Genomic DNA, 19578 nt, shown 5'->3' on the forward strand with positions numbered 1-19578 from the left:
TCGCCGCGCAGCCCAGTTCAATCCAGGGCGACACTCTCTGTATCCGGATAATCGACACCCACCAGAAAGAGCCCATCCGGCGGCGCTACCTGGCCACAGGCGGCGCGGTCATGAGCGTCGAGGGCAGCCTTGAGGCCTGCGGCGGTCCAGCCGCCCTCGCCGACCCGCTTCAGTGAACCGACCATCGAGCGCACCTGATTGTGCAGGAATGACCGCGCCGAGGCCCTCACCTCGATCACGTCATCCATGCGGCTCACCTCAAGCCGCTCCAGCGTCCGCACCGGGCTGTTGGCCTGGCACTGGGTCGAGCGGAAGGTGGTGAAATCATGCCGCCCCAGCAGCTGCTTTGCCGCCTCGTGCATGGCCGCGGCATCGAGCCGCTTCGGCACCCACCACACCTTGCCCTTGTCGAGCGCGGCAGGCGCCCGTCGATTGACGATGCGGTAGAGATAGTGACGGCCGGTAGCCGAGAAGCGCGCATCGAAACCGTCGGATACAGCCACGGCCTTGAGGATGGCGATGCGGTCGCCGGCAATCTGCAGATGCGCGTTGATGGCATCGCGCACCTTGTCATCGGGCCACGCCTTGGCGAGGTCGGCATGCGCAACCTGGGCGGTCGCGTGGACGCCGGCGTCGGTGCGGCCGGCGGCGCGCAATCTCACTTGCTCGCCGCAGAATTTTTCGATCGCCCGCTCGATCGCCTGCTGCACCGAAGGCTGATCGGCCTGGTGCTGCCAGCCGGCATAGAGGCTGCCGTCATATTCGATGTCGAGGCGAAAACGCGGCATATGCGATGAGCGCTCGCCTAGGCGGCGAGCGCGGTGAAGGCGGAGGCATAGACCAGCTTGCCGGTCTCGGGCGCATCGCCCCAGGCAAGCGCCTGCAACGCTTCGCCCTGGTACTCGCTTTCGAATTTCTCGGCGCGAGCGTGGCTATAGCCGAAACGGCCGTAGTAGGTGGGATCGCCCAGCACCACGGCCAGTGTCTCGCCGGCATCCTTGAGGCGGATATGCGCTTCGCGGATCAGCGCACCACCAATGCCCGTGCCATGGAACGAAGGCTCCACCGCCAACGGCGCCAGCGCCACGGCCGGGAAACCCTTGCCGCCATTCCACACGAAAAGCCGCGAAAACAGGATATGGCCGACGACCTGTCCATCTTCTTCCGCCACCAGTTCGACGACGGCATCGCCACCGGTGACCAGCGCGTCGACCAGTCCGGCCTCCGCCTGCTGGCCGAAGGCGTGTTCCTCGACGAGGCGAATAGCCTCGCGGTCCCGCGGCGTCGCCGCGCGTATTGACATCATGCTCATGAGAACTTCATTCCTTTTTCGATCTTGGCCCCGCGCAGAAACTCCTGCGCGGCGGCGGGCTTTCCGCCCGCCCGTTGAACTTCGACCAGCCTGACCGCGCCTGCCCCGCAGGCGACCGTCAGCCGGTCATCGAGAATTCCTCCCGACTCGCCGGCGCCTTGTGAAAGCGTCGAGCGAAGCAGTTTCAGCCGCTCCATACGGCCGCCAATTTCAATCTCGGACCAGGCGCCGGGAAAGGGCGACAGGCCGCGAATATGATTGTGGACTTCGGCGGCAGGCCGTGTCCAGTCCACACGCGTCTCGGATTTATCGATCTTTCGCGCATAGGTTACCCCCGACATTGCCTGCGTGGTAAATGTCAGGGCATTGCTCTCCAGCCGCGCCAGCGCCTCCACAATCAGTGCAGCGCCGGTAACCATAAGCCGATCATGCAGATCGCCGGCTGTTATATCGGGTCCAATGACCAGTTTCAACCATTGCCACCGGACCCGTGTCCAGACCTTCCTCCATCCGCATCACCATCATGCCGGTTTCGGTATCCCCAGCCATGATCGCGCGCTGGATGGGAGCAGCACCACGCCAGCGCGGCAACAGTGAGGCATGGCCGTTGAGGCAACCGAGCCTCGGCGCATCGAGAACGGGTTTGGGCAAAAGCAACCCATAGGCCACGACGATGGCGACATCGGCCCCGATGGCGCGAAACGCGGCCTGCTCGGCCTCGCCCTTGAGCGACACCGGCGTACTTACTTCGATGCCCAGCCGCTCCGCCTCACGCTGGACCGGCGACGGCGTCAGCTCCAGCCCGCGACGGCCCGCGGCGCGTGGCGGCTGCGTATAGACGGCTGGGATCACATGCCCGGCTTCAGCGATCGCGCGCAACGTCGGCACGGCAAATTCCGGCGTGCCCATGAAGATGACGCGAAGGGGCATTTTTCTTCCAATATCCTGTCTTCTGCGCGCCGTGACCGGCTCAGGCATCCGCTTCAAACGGGTTTATCATCTTGAGGTCAAGGCCATCGAAGTCGCGAACATTACGAGTCGCAAGCGTGGCGTCATGAGCGAGACAAATAGCGGCAATCATGGCGTCAGAAAGGCTGATAGGGCGGCCGTTGCGTTCCCGTGCAGCCCGGAGCTTGCCGGCAAGCCGAGGGATCGAGCCGGAAAATTCCACAATACGACCGGCAAACTGCCGCGAGATCAGCTGGTCCAGCACGCGAACATAGCGGTCGGATTCCGTCTTGTTCAAAAACCGTTCCGCACCGAACGACTGTTCCATGACGACCGGGCCACACATGTAAAGCTCGAGAAGATCCTGTTTGCGAAACCACGCCGAAACATTGGCATCGTGCACAGGCTTGCTGGCTTCGGACACAACATTGGTATCGAGGACAATCACTCGAAATCCTCGATGGGACGACCGAAGTCGCGTTTCCTGTCCGCTTCGATTTCGTCCATCATCTTTGCAAACTCGTCGCCAATTGCATTTTCAGCGGCGAATGCAGAGCGAATCGCATCCCATGCCGAAACGGCCGGCTCCGGCTTGGCCTCTCTCTCCGCAACTATGCCTTTGCGCAAAAGATCAATCGCCTTGCCCGACAAGCTCTGCCCCCCCTTGCGCGCCGCCTGTTCGATCTCTCGCTTCAAAGGTTCGGGAATATCCCTGATCAGCATATCGCTCATCGATGACTCCAGATTGATATCATTGATATCAATCCTCGGACTTGCATTCAACGAAATTCGACGATCTGGCCACGGACAAAGCAACCCGGTCGGGCATGAACGCGCGGAGGATGGTCGGAGCGGGCCTTATCCCACCAGCTTGCCCGGCACCTTGTCCTTGGCGAGTTTCTTGAACTTCTTCACCACCATGTCGCGCTTCAGCTTCGAAATGTAGTCGATGAAGAGCACGCCGTTGAGATGATCGATCTCGTGCTGCAGGCAGGTCGCCATCAACCCCTCGGCCTCGATCTCCGCGAGCTTGCCGTCGCGGTCGAGATATTTCACCCGGACAGTGGCGGGGCGTTCGACCTCGGCATAATAGTCGGGGATCGACAGGCAGCCTTCCTCGTAGACCGAGCGCTGGTCGGCGCTTTCGAGGACTTCCGGATTGATGAAGATCTGCGGCGCCGGCGTCTCGTCTTCCTTGGCAAGGTCGATCACCAGCATGCGCAGCGGCTCGCCGATCTGGATCGCCGCCAGCCCGATGCCGGGCGCGTCATACATGGTTTCCAGCATGTCGTCGGCAAGCTTGCGCAAAGCGTCGTCGACGCGCTCCACCGGTTTGGAAAGCTGGCGCAGGATGGGATCGGGAAGGATGATGAGCGGCTTGATCGACATGGCGTTCCACCTAAGACCTCCTGCGAAAAGCGTCAACCGGTGCGCCGGGCCAACGTTCACGTTTTGATCTGTTCGGACATGCCGAATCATCTATGCTGTCCACATGAATGACCTGGCACCAATCCTTTCACAGCCCATAGCCCGGCTTGGTGCCACCACGGTCACGCTTGGCCTCGCCCTGGCTTTCGGCGCGATCCTGTTTCTTGGCCTGGTGGTGACGCTCGTCGTCGCGTTGTGGCGATCAGCCCGGGCGCGGACCATTGCGGCAACGGAAGCCGCCGACCTTGCCCGCGATGCCGAGGCCCGCATGGCCGGCATTTTGCAGAGCCAGGCCGAGATGCAGGGCCGCATGGGGGCCATCGCCGAAGTGTTCGGCGCGAGGCAGGCAGAGCTGACGCAATCAATCGGGCAGCGGCTCGACGCCATGACCGGCCGCCTTGGCCAGACCATGACCGAGCAGACCAAATCGACACATGAGAGTCTGGCCAAGTTGCAGGAACGGCTGGCGATCATCGATGTCGCGCAAGGCAACATCCAGTCGCTTGCCGGCCAGGTCGTGCAATTGCAGGCGATCCTCTCCAACAAGCAGACGCGCGGCGCTTTCGGCCAGTCGCGCATGGAGGCGATCGTCGCCGACGGACTGCCGCATGGCGCCTACGAATTCCAGGCGACCTTGTCGAATGGCAGCCGGCCCGATTGCCTGGTGAAGATGCCGAACGGCGCGCCCTCGCTTGCCATCGATGCCAAATTTCCGCTGGAAGCCTGGAATGCCATCCGCGCCGCTGACGGCGCCGACCTGCAGAAGGTCGCCGCGCAGGCCTTCCGCCGCGACATCGAGATCCATGTCCGCGATATCTCCGAAAAATACCTGATCCAGGGCGAGACGCAGGACACCGCCTTCATGTTCGTGCCATCGGAATCGGTGTTCGCCGAGATCCACGAGAATTTCGAGGCCATCGTCCACAAGGCGCACCGCGCCCGCATCGTCATCGTCTCGCCGTCGCTGCTGATGCTGTCTATCCAGGTGATCCAGGCGATCCTCAAGGATGCGCGCATGCGCGAACAGGCGCATCTGATCCAGGGGGAGGTCATCCGGTTGATGGAGGATGTCGGGCGTCTCGACGAGCGCGTGCGCAAGCTGCAGGTCCATTTCGGCCAATCCGCCAAGGATGTCGACGACATCCTCGTTTCGACGTCCAAAGTGACCAAGCGCGGCCAGAAGATCGAGGCGCTGGAGTTCGGCGCGCAACACGACGGCGATACCGGCCCGGACGCCGCGTCACGGGCTCCCGCCGCAAAGGCCGATGCAGGCGCGCGCTCCGCCGATTCGAAAACGGGACAGCTCAGGCTGAGGGTCGTCGAAGGCGACGACTGAACCGCCTGCGGTCCGCTACTGCTCCTCCACGATCGTCGTGCCCTGAAGTTCCGGCAACCAGTGCAGTGCCGAGCGGTGCCAGTATTGCGTTTTGGGAACCAGTTCATCGCGCTGCCGCGCCGTGCCGACCCGGATGCCGTAGACCTTTGGCCCATCGCCAACCGATGTCGCGTAGAGATGGGAGCCGCACTCGCCGCAAAAGCCCTGGGCACGCTTGGCGCCGCTGGAGCCGGTCTTGACGTAGACCTTTGGCGCGCCCTTGGTGATCCGGTAGTTCTCCTGGGGCACCCGCACCGATACACGAAAAGCCGTACCGGTCAGCTTCTGACAGTCCGTGCAGTGGCAGATCGAGGTCTTTTCAGGATCGACCTCCGCCTGGTAGGTGATGGCGCCGCAATGGCAGCCGCCGTCGATTTTCATGTCTGCTCTCCCTGATGGCGTTCTCTTGATGATAGCCGGCGCTGGCCGCGCCATGCAATTTCCGCCCTGTTCAAGCCAGCTCTTCTCCAGAGGCTGCTTCAATGACCTTGCGCCGTTTCTCCCAGGTGCCAGTGGTCTGCGGCTTGACGAACAGCCTGATGATCTCCGGCATCTCTTTCTTCAGCCGTGCTTCGATGCGCTCGACACAAGCCTCTATCTCGGGCGCCGACACATGATCCTCGAATTCGATGCTGAGGCCGGCGACGATCTCTTCGGGACCCATATGGAGCGTCAGTATGCCGTTGGCCTGCTGCACCGCCGGATCCTCCTGAGCGATGGCCAGCACCTTCCTCTGCACCTCGGGCGACGCCGGCTCGCCCATCAGCAGGCTCTTGCTCTCGCGTGTCAGGAAGATTGCCGTCGCCGCGAGGATCAGCGATATCCCTACCGAGGCGGCGCCATCGAGCGCCGGCATGTCCAGCAGTTCCGCCGCCAAGATCCCTGCAAAGGCGACGACCAGACCCAAAAGCGCCGCGCTGTCCTCGAACAGAACGGTATAGACGCTTGGATCCTTGCTCCGGTGTATCGCGGCGAACCAACCGAGCTTGCCCTTGCTCTTGCGGAACTCTTTCAGCGCCACTAGCCACGAGGCACCTTCAAACAGCGCCGATATCGCGATCACAATGTAGTTCACCTTGGCGTTGGCGATCGGCTCAGGTGCCATGATGTGGGTCACACCCTCGTAGAACGACACTCCAGCGCCGAGCGCGAAGACCAGCAACGCAACGATGAAACTCCAGAAATAGAGCTCGCGGCCATGACCCAGCGGATGCGTCCGATCCGCCGGTCGCGCGGCACGATGCATGCCGTAGAGCAGCAGGCCGCCATTGCCGGTATCGACCAGCGAGTGCACGCCTTCCGACAGCATCGCCGAACTGCCGGTGAGGAAGGCGGCGCCAAATTTGGTCAGTGCGATCGCAAGATTGCCGGCGAGCGCCGCGTAGATGACCTTTTTCGAGCCGCCATGCCCGGCCATGCTTTGTCGTCCCCTTCGAGGCGCCCAGAGCAACTCCAGGAAAAGTGTGAAACGGTTTTCCGTCCGGAATTGCGTCAAACAAAGTCTAGCGGCCCTGCCGCCGATGCTCCACAGGCATCACAACGCGCGAACCGTCAGGTCGTTCACGTCGGCGTCAAAGACTCGCGGGTACGCCGGCTACTCGACGATCTCGTCGGTCCACACTTTGAAGCCGGCAAGCGTGCCGGGTCCAAAAATATGGGTCAACGGCACATCGGCGGCATCGCGGCCGGAGGCAATGCGGATACGGCCGATGCGCGGCGAATTGTTGCGCGGGTCGAAGACGTGCCAGCGGCCGCCGAGATAGACCTCCATCCAGGCGGCGAAATCCATGCTCGACCACGGCTTGGGAAGACCGATGTCACTGATGTAGCCGGTGCAGTAGCGCGTCGGGATGTTGAGCGCCCGGCAGAAGGTGACAGCGAGATGCGCGAAGTCGCGGCACACACCGCTTTGTTCCCGATAGGCCTCCGCCGCGGTGCGCGTCGGCCGCGCATTGCCGTAGCTGAAGACGATATGATTGTGGACGAAATCGCAGACCGCCTGCACGCGTGGAATGCCAAGCGGCGTGTTGCCGAACAGCCGCCACGCCTCGTTCGCCAGCAGATCGCTTTCGCAAAAGCGGCTCGGCAGCAGGAACAACAGCGTATCCGACGGCAGGTCGCGCACTTCGTGCTGCCAGGCCATAAGGTCGCCCATTTCGAAGGTGCCGGGATCGCGGATCACGGCGTCCGTGCCGAAGGAGAACCGGCCAGCCGGCGCGACAAAACGGCTGCACCAGTTGCCGAAACTGTCGCGATAGCTCTGGATCGGCACCGGTGGATTGGAGATCAGGAAATCCGGCCGCTCAAGATCGGAGGCGCGGGAATAGTGGACGTTGAGCATCGCGATCAGCGGCGTTTCCTGCGGGAAGTCGAAGGCCATCTCGCAGCCGATATGGATACGCATTGTCATCCTGACCGGACTGCCCTTTCATCGCCCGGCGAAGGCACGATCGATGCTGCAGTGCGAAGAAGAACATGACACGGACGCGCGTCGTTTGCGAGGGGAATAGAAAAGTCGTTGACGGCTACCGAGGCAAGCCAATGAAAGGCAGCAACCTCTTGCGGCGGAGCCAATCTCTTGTTTCACTTCGGCATCATCAACGGAGGAACGAATCATGGCTAAAGGCGCGATGAAGGCAGGCAAGGAAGCCCGCAAGCCGAAGAAGGATGCGAAGAAGCCCGCCCCGGCCCCGGCCCTGAAGGCGCCGCCGGTCAAGGCGATGAAGCTCAAGGACAAGTAGGCCCGGCCATTTCTTTCGGCATGCTTTGATCCGAAGCGGCGCATGGGCCCGAAAATCGGAATCTGATTTTCAGAAAGGTTCGTGCGCCGCTTCGACGTTGGGTGTTCCCCGCGGAAATTGTTGATTGAGCGCGCAAGAGCCCCTATATCGACGCGGCGAGGACGGCCTCGCACTTTCCTCGAAAACCGGCCGGGACGACCCGCTAACCTGACGGAGCGTTCCGATGTCCTGGATTTTTCTTTTTATCGCCGGCCTGTTCGAAATCGGCTGGGCGATCGGCCTCAAATACACTGACGGATTTTCAAAACCGTTGCCAACCGTCCTGACGGTTGCCTCGATGATCGTCAGCCTTGCCTTGCTCGGCCTGGCGCTCAAGGCGCTGCCGGTGGGCACGGCCTATGCGGTGTGGACCGGCATCGGCACTGTCGGCACGGCGCTGCTCGGCATCTGGTTGCTGGGCGAGCCCGCGACCGCTGTCCGCCTGGGCTGCATCGCGCTGATCGTCTGCGGCATCATGGGATTGAAGCTCGCGGCGTAACCCCCAAAGGCATGCCCGTGCCCGGTCGGAAAGATCATGGTCAACCAGCTTGGCCATGACCCCTTTGGATGGGCGAGATCCAGTTTCGCAGCACAAGCATGTTCTGGGCCGCTGCGAGGCGACCCTGATCTTCAATTGCCTCGAACGGCTAGCGGGCGGAGAAGCCCGGGGGCGTCCTGCCGGTGCGCTGCTTGCGCGCCGCATAGCGTGCGTCGCGCTTGGCCTTGCGTTCGGCCTCATCGGCGAGAAAACGGGCAATGCGCTCGTTCTCTTCGGATTCCCGAAGGTTGGCTTCCGCCTGTGCTGCTTCTTCGGCGGCAATGCGCGCTGCTTCGGCCGCAGCTTCGCGCTCGGCTTTCTCGATCGCCTCGCGTGCCTGCTTCTCCTGCTTCAGCTTGACCTTCTCGGCCTCACGTATTGCACGAGCCTCTAGGATTGCCTTGCGTTCAGCCTGGCGTGCCAGCACAGCAGGATCGTCTGCTGCCGGCTTTGCCTTGAAGCGCTCCAGAAGCGCCTTCTTTGCCTCGTTCGCGGTATTGCGCCGCTCGAAAACGTCTTTTTCCCTGTAGATAGCCAAGTCCACTTCCCTGAAGTCAATTCGCGACGCTTACATACGCGCGAAAACCGAGAGTTCAAGCGCCAAAACGGCATGACAGCCATGAAATTCTGGGCTGTTGCAGCCGGGAGACGCCTTTTTGACCGAAACCGACATGCACTGTTCACCGCCGCCCCTCTGGCAGCGCCGTAGGCGGATCGTTACGTCTAGCCCAACAAACAAGACACTGGTGTGGCAAATCCAAAGTTCATTCGTCACACCAGCTTCACACTGTGCGAATTATGGGATTCGCCCACCAGGATGATACGACATGGAACTCGGTCTCTACACTTTTGCTGACGTCAGCCCGGAACCGGGCCCCAATGCAATCGGCCCCTATGAGCGGCTGCGCAACCTGATCGAGGAGGTCGAGCTGGCCGACCAGGTCGGGCTCGATGTTTTTGGACTGGGCGAGCATCATCGCCCCGACTACGCCGCTTCGGCGCCGGTCGTGGCTCTGGCGGCGGCGGCCGAACGCACCAAGCGTATCAAGCTGACCAGCGCCGTCACCGTGCTGTCTTCCGACGATCCGGTTCGCGTCTTCCAGCAGTTCGCGACACTCGACCTTCTGTCAGGTGGACGGGCCGAGATCATGGCCGGGCGCGGCTCGTTCATCGAGTCCTTCCCGTTGTTCGGCTACAATCTCGAGGACTATGACGAGCTCTTTGCCGAAAAGCTCGACCTCCTGCTTGCCATCCGCGACAGCGTGAAGGTCACATGGTCCGGCAATCTGCGTTCACCGATCAACGATCGCGGCGTCTATCCGCGTCCCTTCCAGGACAGGTTGCCGGTGTGGATCGCGATTGGCGGCACGCCGCAATCGGCCGCTCGGGCCGGCGCGCTCGGCCTGCCCTTGGCGCTTGCCATCATAGGCGGCGAGCCCGCTCGGTTCGCGCCGCTGTTCGATATCTACCGGGAAGCCGCCAATCGGGCCGGCAGTGACCCGGCAGGACTCGCCACCAGCATCAACGTGCACGGCTTCATCGCCGAGACGACCGAGCAGGCGGCCGATGATTTCTATGGCCCGCAGGCAGAGGTGATGAATCGCATCGGCCGCGAGCGTGGCTGGGGCCCGACGTCGCGGGCCCATTTCGACCAGTCGCGTGGTCCGAAGGGCGCGCTGTTCGTCGGCAACCCCGAACAGGTGGCCGAGAAGATCGTCGCCCAGAACAAGATCTTCGGCAACGACCGCTTTCTGTTGCAGATGGCGATCGGCACCATGCCGCACGCCAAGATCATGAAGGCGATCGAGCTCTACGGCACCAGGGTGGCGCCGATCGTGCGCAAGGAAACGGCAAAGGCCATTCCCGCCCTGGTTGCGCCGGTCGCCTGACTTCAACGAGCCGCACGCCGGATAGCGCCGAGCGCTCTCGGAGGGACGTGGGCAAGGCCACGTCCCAAAGCCGGCTCATGGAACCTCGCAGCGGATTTCGCGTTTCGAAGCAAGCCTGCGACGCGTCGATGGTCGCGGGATGGGCTTGTGAGGGGCATGATGAAAGTTGAACCCGCGGCCTCTGGGGCCGGCACGCAGATTTCCAACGACGCCCGGGTCGAGGTGCGCGCGGACATGCAGCTCATGCGTTCGCTGCTCATCGGCATATTCATCTTCATGGCCATCTACGCGCTCTACTTCGCCAAGGCCTTCTTCATGCCGGTGATCCTGGCGTTCCTGCTAGCGCTGACGCTGACGCCGATCGTCCGCTTCCTGCGCAAACGCGGCATCCCCGAAGCGCTGTCGGCGACCCTTCTGGTGGTTCTGTCGCTCTTCATCGTCGTCAGCGCCGGCTATCTCCTGAGCGGCCCGGTCATCGATCTCATCAACAACACCTCCGCGATCGGCCAGCAATTGACGGAGCGCCTGGCGCAGTTGCGCCGTCCGTTCGAGAAGATCATGGAGATTTCGCACCAGCTGGAAGGGTTGACCGAGACAACCCAGGAACCCGGCATCCAGAGGGTGGCGATGGCGCAGTCCGGCATCCTGTCCTCGGCAGCCAGCAATGTGCTGTCGGCTGGCACAAGCTTCACCATCATCTTCGTGCTGTCGCTGTTCCTGCTCGCCTCGGGCACGATGTTCTATGAAAAGATCATCCAGTCATTCACCAGCCTCAGTGAGAAGAAGCGGGCGCTGCGCGTCGTCTTCGACGTCGAGCGCGAAATCTCGCACTATCTGCTCACCGTGACGATCATCAATGCCGGTCTCGGCACCGTCATCGGCCTTGGCCTGTGGGCGCTTGGAATGCCCAATCCGTTGGTATGGGGCGCCGCCGCGGCCCTTCTCAATTTCCTGCCCTATGTCGGGGCACTGATGACCCTCGTGCTTGTCGCGGTCATCGCCCTGATCAGCTTCGACTCGATCTCCTATGCGTTGCTGGCGCCGGCCTTCGTGCTTTTGTGCGACATCATCGAAGGCCAGTTCGTGACGCCCATGGTGGTCGGCCGGCGCCTCGAGATCAACGCGGTGGCGATCTTCATCGCCATCGCCTTCTGGTCATGGCTGTGGGGCTTCGTCGGCGCATTGATGGCGGTGCCGCTGCTGGTCGTCATCAAGGTGTTCTGCGACCATTTCGACGGCCTGACCCATGTCGGCAATTTCCTGGCGGCGCAGCAGACGACCGTGGTCGACGAAGAGCCCGTCGAGGAGGCCCACAAAGCCGGATAGATCGGCGCCCCATTGTTTGCGACGCCCGAACTGAATGCCTATATCGAGCCGGTAACTGTCCGGACCTTCCCATGACCGATGCCGTCTTCGATATCGACGCCTATTTCGCCCGCATCGGCCACACCGTCGGGAGCGACGCGTCGCTGGAAACGCTGCAGGCGCTGCATCAGCGGCACCCGCAAGCGATCCCCTTCGAAAATGTCGATCCTTTCCTAGGCCAGCCGGTGCGGCTTGACCTCGCCTCGTTGCAGAAGAAGATCATCGCCGATCACCGTGGCGGCTATTGCTTCGAGCACAATCTCATTTTCATGCATGCGCTGAAGGCGCTCGGTTTCGAGGTCAGCGGTCTCGCCGCGCGCGTGCTATGGGGCCAGCCCGAGGATGCCGTCACCACGCGTAGCCACATGCTGCTGCGTGTGGAACTCGGTGGCCGAACCCACATCGCAGATGTCGGCTTTGGCGGGATGACCCTGACCGCGCCGTTGCTGCTCGCACCGGGCTTGGAACAGCAGACGCCCCATGAAACGTTTCGCGTCGTCGAGACGGACGATCACTTTCGGCTGCAGGCCAATGTTGGCGGCGATTGGCGCACACTCTACCGCTTCGACATGCAGCCGCAGCATGAGATCGATTATTCGGTCGCCAACTATTTCCTGTCGACCCATCCAACCTCGCATTTCCTGTCCACCATCGTCGCGGCACGCGCGTTGCCCGACCGGCGTTACGCGCTTCGTGGCAACCGGCTGTCGATCCATCATCTTGGTGGCCGCACCGAGCAGAAGGAGATGGCGACAGCGGCCGAGCTGACGGAGACGCTGGAGCATCTGCTCGAAATCATCATCCCAGACCGTGCGGCCTTCCAGGCCAAGCTACGGCAGAAGAAAATCGTGGAGTCCTAGACAATGGCCGCTCTCTCAGTTCTCGACCTGTCACCAATCGTCGAAGGCAGCGATGCCTCACGGTCGCTGGCCAATTCGCTCGATCTCGCCCGCCATGCCGAGCGGCTGGGCTACAAGCGCTACTGGCTGGCCGAGCACCACAACATGCCGGGTATCGCAAGCGCGGCCACGGCCGTCGTCATTGGCCATGTCGCCGGCGGCACGAAAACCATTCGCGTCGGCGCCGGCGGCATCATGCTGCCCAACCATTCGCCCCTGGTCATCGCCGAGCAGTTCGGCACGCTGGCTGCTCTTTATCCCGGCCGTATCGATCTCGGCATCGGCCGCGCGCCCGGCACCGACATGGGCACCGCACGCGCACTGCGCCGCAATCTCGAGGCCGGCGTCGACAATTTCCCGCAGGATGTCATCGAGCTGATGGGCTATTTCCAGCCGGCCGAAGAGGGCCAGCGCATCCGCGCCGTGCCCGGCGAGGGCCAGAACGTGCCGGTCTGGATTCTCGGCTCCAGCCTCTATGGCGCGCAGCTCGCCGCCATGCTCGGCCTGCCCTACGCTTTTGCATCGCATTTCGCGCCGGCCGAGCTCGACCAGGCGCTCGACATCTACCGCTCGCGTTTCCAGCCGTCGGAACAGCTCGACAAGCCTTATGTCATGCTCGGCCTCAACGTCTTTGCCGCCGCCACCGACGCCGAGGCGCGGTTGCTGTTCACCTCGCTGCAGCAGGCCTTCGTCAATCTGCGCACCGGCCGCCCCGGCAGGCTGCCGCCCCCCGTCGAGGGTTATGAACGCGATCTCGACCCGATGGCCAAGAGCATGCTTGGGCAGGCGCTGTCCTGCGCCGTGGTCGGCTCCCCGGAAACGGTAAGACAAGGCATCGACGCCTTCGTGCGGCGCACCGGCGCCGACGAGCTGATGGTCACCGCGCAGATCTTCGACCATGCCGCACGCTTGCAGTCCTTCGAGATCCTGGCCGACGCCCACAAATCCCTGGCGGAAGCCGCCTAACTATCTGTTTTCCTGCAATTCCGGGCGCGGAGCCGTTCCCACTTTTTGCCGGAATTGCTTCAGGACACTTTTGCCGACGGCATCCTTTTGCTAAGGGCGGAACATCTCCCTCAAGATCGAGTCCCGCCTGTGAAAAATGACCATGACGCGCGAATGCAATTCGCCATCGAATTGGCGCGGCGCGCGGGCGAACTCGGGCTGAAATATTTCCGCGACCTCGACAGCTTGATCATCGAGAGCAAGGGCCACCAGGATCTGGTCTCGGATGGTGACCGCGAGGTGGAGCTGTTCGTGCGCGCCGCCATCGCCGCCGAATACAAGCAGGATGGCATCGTCGGCGAGGAACATGCCAGCGTTGCCGGATCGACGGGATATGTCTGGGTGATCGATCCCATCGACGGCACCGCGAATTTCGTGCGTGGGATTCCGGCCTGGGCCGTGGTGATTGCTTGCGCCAAGGATGGGCAAACCGTCGTCGGCGTGATCCATGAGCCGTCGACCGGCGAGACATTCCATTGCCGGCGTGGCGGTGGCGCATTCGTCAATGGCAGGCCGATCAAGGCCAGCACCGCCACCAGCCTTGAGGAAGGGTCGGTGGGAACCGGGTTTTCGAACCGGGCCGAGGCCGATAATATCGGCGTGCTGATCCGCCTCATCCTGGCGGAAGGCGGCGTATTCTTCCGCAATGCGTCCGGCGCGCTGATGCTGGCCTATGCGGCCGCCGGCAGGCTGCTTGGCTATGTCGAAGAGCACATGAACGCATGGGACTGCCTGGCCGGTCTGCTGCTGGTCGAGGAAGCCGGCGGTGCGATCGTGACACCGGACCCGAAGACGGTGCTGCAGGACGGAACACTGGTGATCGCCGGTGGAAAGGACATCTTTCCGAAACTGCAAGAGCTCTGCACGAACGCCTTCAAACTCTGACCTGCCCGGTCGAGATCAGGCGCTCTGTGCAATCGCTCCCAGCGGACGGCATGAGTTGCGGATCATCAGGCGGCCCTTGAGGACCAGCTTGCGCGGCGGCGCGTCTCTGTTGCCGGCGAGACGATCAAGCAGAAGATTGGCCGCCTGCTCGCCGATCGCCTGCACCGGCTGCGCCACGGTGGTCAGTTGCGGCTGAAAGACGTCCGACCACGGAAAATCGTCGAAGCAAGCAACCGAAATATCCTCCGGGCAGGACAGCCCGATGTCGCGGATCGCCTTCATCGTGCCGATGACCATCGGGTTGTTGGCCGAGAAGATCGCGCTTGGCCGATCATGCGAGGACAGCAGTTGCATGGTGGCGTTGTAGCCGTCGATCTCGTGGAAATTGCCGGAGCGAATCAACTCCTCCGCTATCGGCAGGCCGGCGGCGTGAAGCGCCTCGCGATATCCCGCCATGCGGTCATGCATGGGTGAAATATCGGATGTGCCGGTGATGTAGCCGATGCGTCGATGGCCAAGATTGATCAGGTAGGTGATCGCGTCGAACACGGCGCGCTGGTTGTCGAGGACCACCGTATCGGTGTCGACGCCTTCGCAGATGCGGTCGAGCAGCACCACGGGCACATTGGCGTCATCGACGATCCCCTTGAGGATCGCACCGTCGCCGACGCGCGCCACGATCAGCCCGTCGACCATGCGGTCGAGCAGCAGCCTGATCTGGTCGTCCTGGGTGTTCAGATCTTCATCGGTGCAGCACAGCATGACCGCATAGCCTGCACGGTCGAAGGCCTGCTGGATCACCGAGACGACATCGGTGAAGAACGGGTTGGTGATGTGCGGGACGGTCAGGCCGATGGTGCGCGTCGTGCCCATCTTCAGGCTGCGGGCGATCGCGTTGCGTTTGTAACCGATATCGCGGATCGCCTGTTCGATGCGCTGGCTGAGCTCCGGACTGACGGTCGCCGTGCCGTTGATCAGCGCCGACACCGTGGCGACCGAGACACGCGCCGCATCGGCCACATGAAGCATGGTGGGGGCAGTGGATTTTCGCTGCCTTGTCCGCTTGGATTCTGCCATTTTCGAAACGTTTCGCCACCCTTTCGTTTGCCATACCTACGGAATGCAACGGTTTTTCGCAAGAATTGAAATGGGTCAATCCTGCGTTATCAGATATCGGCTTGACACGATCGAAACGTTTAGATTAGCGTTTGACGAGATTTGACGACGACGGAAGGGAGGCCGCCATTGTCATGGAACACGGCCATTCCCTTTCGTCGGAGCACAATGCGGTAGCGCCGGATCGCTCGGACACGGTCCTGAGCGCGGAGCATATTTCCAAGAGCTTCGGCGGCATCGCAGCGCTTACCGATGTCGGCTTCGACCTGCGTCGCGGCGAGGTCCACGCCTTGATGGGCGAAAACGGCGCCGGCAAATCGACGCTGATGAAGATCCTCTCCGGCGTCTATACCGGCTATGACGGCACGGTCCGCATCGACGGCAGCATGGTCAGCTTCACAGGCGTTCGTGACGCCGAGGATGCCGGCATCGCCATCATCCATCAGGAACTCAACCTGGTTCCTGAGCTCAGCGTCGCCGACAATATTTTTCTCGGGCGCGAGAAGCTGATCGCCGGGCTGATCGTCGACCGCAAGGCGAGCAGCCGCGCAGCCGCAGCATTGCTGCAGAGGCTCGGCATCGAACTCGATCCGGCGGCGCCTGTCGGTTCCCTGCGTGTCGGCGAGCAGCAATTGGTCGAGATCGCCAAGGCCTTGTCGATGTCGGCGCGCATCCTGATCATGGATGAACCGACCTCGGCGCTGTCGCCAGCCGAATGCCAAAGGCTGTTCCGGATCATCGGCCAGCTTGCCGAAAGCGGCGTCGCCATCGTCTACATCTCGCACCGCATCGATGAAGTCATGCATCTCGCTAATCGCGTCACCGTGTTTCGCGACGGACGCCATGTGTTGACCGAGTCGATGGACGAGTTGGACGAGAATGCCATCATTTCGGCGATGGTCGGGCGGGACCTGCTCGCATCCTCCCAAGATGAGCGGGATCCCGGCGGCAAGGTTGTGCTTTCGGTCAGCAACCTGTCCTTGGCGAAACCCGACCGTCAAGGCTGGCGGCTTGTGATCGATGGTATCAGCTTCGATCTTGCCGCCGGCGAAATCCTCGGCATAGGCGGGCTGCTGGGCTCGGGCCGTACCGAGATCCTGGAAGCGATTTTCGGCTCCAGCGACGGTCGCACCGGCGGCGAAATCCGGATCGACGATGCGCCCGTGGATATCCGCTCACCCCGCGACGCAAGGCGGCTGGGCATCGCGCTGGTGACCGAGGACCGCAAGACGCAAGGCCTGCATCTGCAGGCGTCGATCACCGACAATGTCGCGCTGCCGCTGGTCGGTGCGCTGGCGCGGTTTGGCATCCGCGCATTAGCCGGCGAACAGGGACTGGCGCGGCATGCGGTCAAAGCGCTCGGCATCCGCTGCGGGACCATCGACCAGCCAGCCGGCACGCTGTCCGGCGGCAACCAGCAGAAGGTCGTCATCGGCAAGTGGCTGGCGACGAGGCCAAGGGTACTGTTGCTGGACGAGCCGACGCGCGGCATCGACGTCGGTGCCAAGCGCGAGATCTACGACCTCATCTTCAAGCTGGCGCGGGACGGCCTCGCCATCGCCGTCATCAGTTCCGAACTGCCCGAGCTTCTGCATCTCTCCGACCGCATCCTGGTGATGGCCGACGGCCGCCAGACAGGCATTCTTTCCCGCGATGCGGCCAGCGAAGAGGCGATCATGCGCCTCGCGGCACCCCGACGGACGATATCGAGACCAGCCGCATGAATGCCCTGAAACTCCTGTCCCGCACCAAGCTTTACTGGGGTCTGATCGCCATCTTCCTGATCGGCGTTCTGGGCTCGCCGATCAGTTCCAAGGGCAATAACATCTTCCTGTCCTATGGCAATCTGCTCGACGTGCTGCGCCAGGTGTCGACAACCGGCCTGATCGCCACTGGCATGACGGCGGTGATCATCACCGGCGGCATCGACCTTTCGGTCGGCTCGCTGATGGCGATCTGCTCGGTGGTCTGCGCCATGCTGCTGACGGTTCCGGGCGTGACGCCGGCGGTCGTGCTCGGCGTGCCGACTGTCGCCGTGACGGCGCTTTGCCTCGGCTTCGTCGTCACCCGCTTCATCTTCCTCAACCTTGCGAAATCCCGCGCCGACGCCGCGCGCGATGTCAAGCTGGATGGCGTTCGCGGACTGGTCACGCCCGCTATCGCCGGGGTGATCCTGTGCTGCCTCGTGCTGTGGTTCCTGCTGCCGCAGATCGACACCAAGTTTGGTGTGCTCGGCGTGCTGCTGGTGGCGCCATGTGTCGGCCTGCTGTTTGGCGCGATCAACGGCTTCATCATCGTTGCCGGGCGGCTGCAGCCTTTCATCGTCACGCTGGCGATGATGGTGACGGCGCTGGGCATTGCCCGGCTGACCGCCGGCCAGAACAATGCGGTGCTGCCGGTCTATACCGGCTCGAACGCCACCGCCGATTTCGAGATGCTGCGCTCGCTGGTGTTCGGTGTCATCCCGATGCCCGGCCTGTTCTTCCTCGGTGCGATCCTGATCTACGGCGCGGTGCTGCGCTTCACGCCCTTCGGCCGCTACGTCTATGCCATCGGCGGCAATGAGGAGGCGGCGCGGCTTTCGGGCATCGCGGCTGGACGTGTGAAAATCGTCACCTACGCCGTGTCCGGCCTGCTCGCCGGCATCGCCGCCGTGCTCTATGTCGCGCAATACCGGCAGGGCAAGCCGGATGCCGGCGCCGGGCTGGAGCTCGACGCCATCGCCGCCGTGGTCATCGGCGGCACCAGCCTGATGGGTGGACGCGGCAGCCTCACCGGCACATTCTGCGGCGTGCTGATCTTCGGCCTGCTCTCCAACATCCTGCAACTGCACAACATCAATTCGAACCTTCAGTTGGTGCTGAAGGGGATGATCATCATCGGCACCGTGCTCGTGCAGGAGCGCAACGCCGGTGATCTCCTGGCCTATCTGCGCCTGCCCGGCGGGCAAGCGGCGCACAAGGAAACGACCGCGGCAAAGCGGCCGTCACAAGAGACCCCGTCTCTAAATCTTGGAGGAAACAAGAAATGACACGACGTGACATGCTGAAGCTTGCCGCCGTCACCGCGGCACTGCTGACCACGACGGCGCTGCTGACCACCGGCCACGCCTATGCGCAGGACAAGAAGTGGAAGATCGGCTTTTCGCAGGTGACCACCATCGAACCGTGGCGCGCCCAGTTCAACAAGGACATCCTGGCCGAGGCCGCCAAGCATCCGAATGTCGAGCTGATCGTCACCGACGGCGAGGACAAAACCGAGAAGCAGGTCGCCGATGTCGAGAATCTGATCCGCCAGGAAGTCGACGCGCTGCTGATTTCGCCAAAGGAATCGGCAGGCCTGACCGGCGTCGTGCAGCAGGCTATCGACGCCAAGATCCCGGTCTTCGTGCTCGACCGCAATGTCGACACCAAGGACTTCACCCAGTTCGTCGGTGGCGACAACAAGCTGATCGGCCGCGCGGCCGGCGAATATGCCGTCGAGCTGCTGGGCGGCAAGGGCAAGGCCGCCGGCAATGTCGTCGAGATCTGGGGCGGCATGGGCACCGAGCCGGCGCATGACCGCCATGACGGTTTCCATGAATTCACCGACAAGGAGCCGGGCATCAAATATCTGCTCGACCAGCAGTCCGGCGACTGGAAGCAGGACCAGGCCTACAACATCATGGCGACCGCGCTGCGCAACAACGAGAAGATCGATCTCGTCTACGGCCACAACGACCCGATGGCCTATGGCGCCTATCTCGCCGCCAAGGATGTCGGCCGCGAGAAGGACATCAAGTTCATCGGCATCGACGGCCTGCCCAATGAAGGCGTGCAGCTGGTCAACAAGGGCGAACTGACGGCGACCTTCACCTATGTGACGCCGGGCGCCGAAGGGCTGCGGCAGGCGATCAAGTTCCTGAACGGCGAGAAGGTTGAAAAGACCATCACCTTGCCGACGCAGAAGATCACCAAGGAGAATGCCGCTCAGGTGCTGAAGGACAACGGCCTCTGAGGCGAGACTTCCCTGCCGGGTGCCTCTGGGCGCCCGGCAGGA

At 62.7% G+C, this 19578-nt stretch carries 21 protein-coding genes and 1 pseudogene; 11 read left to right on the forward strand and 11 right to left on the reverse strand.

The annotated features are described in order from the left end of the window. Positions 1 to 17: 17 nt before the first annotated feature. From truA to def, 6 genes and pseudogenes are all read right to left on the reverse strand, one after another. Positions 18 to 788, reverse strand: coding sequence for a tRNA pseudouridine(38-40) synthase TruA (truA, locus tag LGH82_RS17875; protein ID WP_227344003.1), 771 nt, complete (start codon positions 786 to 788; stop codon positions 18 to 20). Positions 789 to 805: 17 nt separating this feature from the next. Further along, positions 806 to 1312: a GNAT family N-acetyltransferase gene (locus LGH82_RS17880; RefSeq protein ID WP_227344004.1), complete on the reverse strand. Its 507-nt coding sequence runs from the start codon at positions 1310 to 1312 to the stop codon at positions 806 to 808. After that, positions 1309 to 2242 (reverse strand): annotated as a pseudogene (gene fmt / locus LGH82_RS17885) (methionyl-tRNA formyltransferase). Before fmt ends, LGH82_RS17880 begins: the two are co-directional and overlap by 4 nt. Before the next feature lie 40 nt (positions 2243 to 2282). Further along, positions 2283 to 2708 carry a type II toxin-antitoxin system VapC family toxin gene (locus LGH82_RS17890; protein ID WP_227344005.1) on the reverse strand — a complete coding sequence of 142 codons (426 nt, stop codon included), beginning with the start codon at positions 2706 to 2708 and terminating at the stop codon, positions 2283 to 2285. After that, on the reverse strand, positions 2705 to 2992 hold the full coding sequence (locus tag LGH82_RS17895) for a plasmid stabilization protein (RefSeq protein WP_227344006.1): 288 nt from the start codon (positions 2990 to 2992) through the stop codon (positions 2705 to 2707). Before LGH82_RS17895 ends, LGH82_RS17890 begins: the two co-directional genes overlap by 4 nt. A gap of 126 nt (positions 2993 to 3118) precedes the next feature. Continuing rightward, a complete protein-coding gene (gene def / locus LGH82_RS17900) occupies positions 3119 to 3649 on the reverse strand; it encodes a peptide deformylase (RefSeq protein ID WP_227344007.1) in 531 nt (176 codons plus the stop codon). A gap of 103 nt (positions 3650 to 3752) precedes the next feature. Here def and LGH82_RS17905 point away from each other — a divergent pair, with 103 nt between their 5' ends. Further along, the gene (locus LGH82_RS17905; RefSeq protein WP_227344008.1) at positions 3753 to 5024 is read left to right on the forward strand and encodes a DNA recombination protein RmuC; all 1272 of its coding nucleotides are present in this window, start codon (positions 3753 to 3755) and stop codon (positions 5022 to 5024) included. A 15-nt stretch (positions 5025 to 5039) separates the two neighbouring features. Here the strand turns inward: LGH82_RS17905 and LGH82_RS17910 are convergent, their stop codons facing one another. The 3 genes from LGH82_RS17910 to LGH82_RS17920 form a co-directional block, all read right to left on the reverse strand. Then, complete coding sequence (locus LGH82_RS17910; protein WP_227344009.1) at positions 5040 to 5444, reverse strand: GFA family protein; 405 nt, start codon at positions 5442 to 5444, stop codon at positions 5040 to 5042. 70 nt (positions 5445 to 5514) lie between these two features. Next, the gene (locus LGH82_RS17915) at positions 5515 to 6480 is read right to left on the reverse strand and encodes a cation diffusion facilitator family transporter (protein WP_227344010.1); all 966 of its coding nucleotides are present in this window, start codon (positions 6478 to 6480) and stop codon (positions 5515 to 5517) included. Between the two features lie 177 nt (positions 6481 to 6657). Further along, positions 6658 to 7467, reverse strand: coding sequence for a transglutaminase-like domain-containing protein (locus LGH82_RS17920; protein WP_227344011.1), 810 nt, complete (start codon positions 7465 to 7467; stop codon positions 6658 to 6660). Between the two features lie 211 nt (positions 7468 to 7678). Here LGH82_RS17920 and LGH82_RS33355 point away from each other — a divergent pair, with 211 nt between their 5' ends. Beyond that, positions 7679 to 7804 carry a hypothetical protein gene (locus tag LGH82_RS33355; RefSeq protein ID WP_013528464.1) on the forward strand — a complete coding sequence of 42 codons (126 nt, stop codon included), beginning with the start codon at positions 7679 to 7681 and terminating at the stop codon, positions 7802 to 7804. A 223-nt stretch (positions 7805 to 8027) separates the two neighbouring features. Then, a complete protein-coding gene (sugE, locus tag LGH82_RS17925) occupies positions 8028 to 8342 on the forward strand; it encodes a quaternary ammonium compound efflux SMR transporter SugE (protein WP_227344012.1) in 315 nt (104 codons plus the stop codon). Between the two features lie 148 nt (positions 8343 to 8490). Here the strand turns inward: sugE and LGH82_RS17930 are convergent, their stop codons facing one another. Beyond that, on the reverse strand, positions 8491 to 8919 hold the full coding sequence (locus LGH82_RS17930; RefSeq protein WP_227344013.1) for a DUF6481 family protein: 429 nt from the start codon (positions 8917 to 8919) through the stop codon (positions 8491 to 8493). 289 nt (positions 8920 to 9208) lie between these two features. Here LGH82_RS17930 and LGH82_RS17935 point away from each other — a divergent pair, with 289 nt between their 5' ends. The 5 genes from LGH82_RS17935 (at position 9209) to LGH82_RS17955 (ending at position 14424) form a co-directional block, all read left to right on the forward strand. Then, entirely contained in the window at positions 9209 to 10270 is a 1062-nt protein-coding gene (locus LGH82_RS17935) for an LLM class flavin-dependent oxidoreductase (RefSeq protein WP_227344014.1), read from the forward strand. Between the two features lie 159 nt (positions 10271 to 10429). Beyond that, a complete protein-coding gene (locus LGH82_RS17940; protein WP_227349627.1) occupies positions 10430 to 11596 on the forward strand; it encodes an AI-2E family transporter in 1167 nt (388 codons plus the stop codon). Between the two features lie 71 nt (positions 11597 to 11667). Beyond that, positions 11668 to 12495: an arylamine N-acetyltransferase family protein gene (locus tag LGH82_RS17945; RefSeq protein WP_227344015.1), complete on the forward strand. Its 828-nt coding sequence runs from the start codon at positions 11668 to 11670 to the stop codon at positions 12493 to 12495. A gap of 3 nt (positions 12496 to 12498) precedes the next feature. Next, positions 12499 to 13500, forward strand: a complete 1002-nt coding sequence (locus LGH82_RS17950; protein WP_227344016.1) for an LLM class flavin-dependent oxidoreductase — start codon at positions 12499 to 12501, stop codon at positions 13498 to 13500. A gap of 153 nt (positions 13501 to 13653) precedes the next feature. Next, on the forward strand, positions 13654 to 14424 hold the full coding sequence (locus LGH82_RS17955) for an inositol monophosphatase family protein (RefSeq protein ID WP_413771367.1): 771 nt from the start codon (positions 13654 to 13656) through the stop codon (positions 14422 to 14424). A gap of 15 nt (positions 14425 to 14439) precedes the next feature. Here LGH82_RS17955 and LGH82_RS17960 read toward each other — a convergent pair whose 3' ends face one another. After that, positions 14440 to 15453: a LacI family DNA-binding transcriptional regulator gene (locus LGH82_RS17960; RefSeq protein ID WP_227349628.1), complete on the reverse strand. Its 1014-nt coding sequence runs from the start codon at positions 15451 to 15453 to the stop codon at positions 14440 to 14442. A gap of 221 nt (positions 15454 to 15674) precedes the next feature. Between LGH82_RS17960 and LGH82_RS17965 the strand changes: the two genes are divergently transcribed. The 3 genes from LGH82_RS17965 to LGH82_RS17975 are packed head-to-tail and all read left to right on the forward strand — an operon-like array spanning position 15675 to position 19536. Further along, positions 15675 to 17264, forward strand: a complete 1590-nt coding sequence (locus tag LGH82_RS17965; protein ID WP_227344018.1) for a sugar ABC transporter ATP-binding protein — start codon at positions 15675 to 15677, stop codon at positions 17262 to 17264. After that, positions 17261 to 18571, forward strand: a complete 1311-nt coding sequence (locus LGH82_RS17970) for an ABC transporter permease (protein ID WP_227344019.1) — start codon at positions 17261 to 17263, stop codon at positions 18569 to 18571. The genes LGH82_RS17965 and LGH82_RS17970 overlap by 4 nt, the downstream gene beginning before the upstream one ends. Next, positions 18568 to 19536, forward strand: a complete 969-nt coding sequence (locus LGH82_RS17975; protein WP_227344020.1) for a substrate-binding domain-containing protein — start codon at positions 18568 to 18570, stop codon at positions 19534 to 19536. The genes LGH82_RS17970 and LGH82_RS17975 overlap by 4 nt, the downstream gene beginning before the upstream one ends. The last annotated feature ends 42 nt before the right edge of the window (positions 19537 to 19578 follow it).

Source organism: Mesorhizobium sp. PAMC28654 (assembly GCF_020616515.1).
In the GTDB taxonomy this organism is placed as follows: Bacteria; Pseudomonadota; Alphaproteobacteria; order Rhizobiales; family Rhizobiaceae; genus Mesorhizobium.

Coding starts and splice junctions, on each gene's coding strand:
- truA (WP_227344003.1), bottom strand. CDS start 788: ATGCCGCGTTTTCGCCTCGACATCGAATATGACGGCAGCCTCTATGCC.
- LGH82_RS17880 (WP_227344004.1), bottom strand. CDS start 1,312: ATGAGCATGATGTCAATACGCGCGGCGACGCCGCGGGACCGCGAGGCT.
- LGH82_RS17895 (WP_227344006.1), bottom strand. CDS start 2,992: ATGAGCGATATGCTGATCAGGGATATTCCCGAACCTTTGAAGCGAGAG.
- def (WP_227344007.1), bottom strand. CDS start 3,649: ATGTCGATCAAGCCGCTCATCATCCTTCCCGATCCCATCCTGCGCCAG.
- LGH82_RS17905 (WP_227344008.1), top strand. CDS start 3,753: ATGAATGACCTGGCACCAATCCTTTCACAGCCCATAGCCCGGCTTGGT.
- LGH82_RS17910 (WP_227344009.1), bottom strand. CDS start 5,444: ATGAAAATCGACGGCGGCTGCCATTGCGGCGCCATCACCTACCAGGCG.
- LGH82_RS17915 (WP_227344010.1), bottom strand. CDS start 6,480: ATGGCCGGGCATGGCGGCTCGAAAAAGGTCATCTACGCGGCGCTCGCC.
- LGH82_RS17920 (WP_227344011.1), bottom strand. CDS start 7,467: ATGCGTATCCATATCGGCTGCGAGATGGCCTTCGACTTCCCGCAGGAA.
- LGH82_RS33355 (WP_013528464.1), top strand. CDS start 7,679: ATGGCTAAAGGCGCGATGAAGGCAGGCAAGGAAGCCCGCAAGCCGAAG.
- sugE (WP_227344012.1), top strand. CDS start 8,028: ATGTCCTGGATTTTTCTTTTTATCGCCGGCCTGTTCGAAATCGGCTGG.
- LGH82_RS17935 (WP_227344014.1), top strand. CDS start 9,209: ATGGAACTCGGTCTCTACACTTTTGCTGACGTCAGCCCGGAACCGGGC.
- LGH82_RS17940 (WP_227349627.1), top strand. CDS start 10,430: ATGAAAGTTGAACCCGCGGCCTCTGGGGCCGGCACGCAGATTTCCAAC.
- LGH82_RS17945 (WP_227344015.1), top strand. CDS start 11,668: ATGACCGATGCCGTCTTCGATATCGACGCCTATTTCGCCCGCATCGGC.
- LGH82_RS17950 (WP_227344016.1), top strand. CDS start 12,499: ATGGCCGCTCTCTCAGTTCTCGACCTGTCACCAATCGTCGAAGGCAGC.
- LGH82_RS17955 (WP_413771367.1), top strand. CDS start 13,654: ATGCAATTCGCCATCGAATTGGCGCGGCGCGCGGGCGAACTCGGGCTG.
- LGH82_RS17960 (WP_227349628.1), bottom strand. CDS start 15,453: ATGCTTCATGTGGCCGATGCGGCGCGTGTCTCGGTCGCCACGGTGTCG.
- LGH82_RS17965 (WP_227344018.1), top strand. CDS start 15,675: ATGGAACACGGCCATTCCCTTTCGTCGGAGCACAATGCGGTAGCGCCG.
- LGH82_RS17970 (WP_227344019.1), top strand. CDS start 17,261: ATGAATGCCCTGAAACTCCTGTCCCGCACCAAGCTTTACTGGGGTCTG.
- LGH82_RS17975 (WP_227344020.1), top strand. CDS start 18,568: ATGACACGACGTGACATGCTGAAGCTTGCCGCCGTCACCGCGGCACTG.